The organism is Ochrobactrum sp. SFR4 (assembly GCF_019730395.1).
Lineage (GTDB): Bacteria > Pseudomonadota > Alphaproteobacteria > Rhizobiales > Rhizobiaceae > Pseudochrobactrum.
Genome location: NZ_JAAPBB010001375.1, coordinates 1 through 236 on the forward strand (window position 1 = coordinate 1; position 236 = coordinate 236).

The window sequence follows — 236 nt, forward strand, 5'->3', positions numbered from 1 at the left end:
GTGAGGTCACCACCGGCTTCGAGGCTTCCTGTGTACTTCTGCGTGCACGTACCGTCTTTTCAGACGCAGGTTCAGCAGCAGCCACTTCAGCAGTCTCGACCACCACAGCGGTTTCAACAGCTTCGGCTTTTACTTCTTCAACCGGCTCTGCAGCTTTTTTAGCGCGTGGCTTGCGGGCTGGTTTGGCTGGCTTTTCCGCAGCTTTTTTGCGTGTTGTTTTCACTGGTGCCTCATCG

1 pseudogene is annotated in these 236 nt (G+C 55.1%); it reads right to left on the reverse strand.

What is annotated here, in order from left to right:
* A pseudogene (locus tag HBA93_RS23525) lies at positions 1-223 on the reverse strand (hypothetical protein); the annotation flags it as partial.
* Positions 224-236: the final 13 nt, after the last annotated feature.